We start from the raw sequence: 706 nt of genomic DNA on the forward strand, positions 1-706 counted from the left end.
AGCAGGTCACTTTCTACAGAGAAAAATACTCTTGAGGTGACAGCCTGCCATTCAGGTAGGCGCAACGATGCGCCAAGACTTGTGGCACCCGCTCGGCATTCCAGGCAGCGCCAGAGATCTTAGTCCGTCGGTTGATCTGCTTCACCCAGGACTCCACATCCCCCGAACCAATCGGCCACCCTTCTTCTTGGTAGTAACGATAATTAGGGATGCGGTTCCGATGCCGCTCTAGATAGCCGCAGAAGCGGCGTGTTGCTTCCGACTCGGTCGCCTCAAACGCATTCATCGCCGCGTCTACTTGTCCCTGCCAGAGCAAGCTGCGAGCGGTTTCTAGTACTTCTATCGGGGCCGGGACTTGATGCAAATTTTCCATCAGATGAAACCAATCGAGGATTTCGTGACGTTGGCGGCCCTTGCCAATCTGGGCATAGACACCCCAAACCCCATCGTGACCATCGCCCAGGCAGTCCACTATCGGGGCCAAGGGGAGGCCATTCGCCCACTCAATGAGGCTCTCGTTGTCTTTGAACCAGGCCATGCCCTGATGTTGCTCACCCAAATTCAGGGCTTTATATTCACGCCACTCACTGGGGTCACCGAGCGGTGTGCGCAGGCGAATCATGCCCCCGTCGAGACTCATTTGCTCGACGGCCACCTCACTCGTGGGTCGCTCGAAGTCATGACGCTCTTCTAACCGCTGCTGCGT

1 pseudogene is annotated in these 706 nt (G+C 56.7%); it reads right to left on the bottom strand.

The features are described 5' to 3' along the window. Positions 1-13 precede the first annotated feature (13 nt). Positions 14-706 (bottom strand): annotated as a pseudogene (locus tag JUK32_RS10225) (ISKra4 family transposase); the annotation flags it as partial.

This window comes from Halomicronema sp. CCY15110, from assembly GCF_016888165.1.
GTDB lineage: Bacteria > Cyanobacteriota > Cyanobacteriia > Phormidesmidales > Phormidesmidaceae > Halomicronema.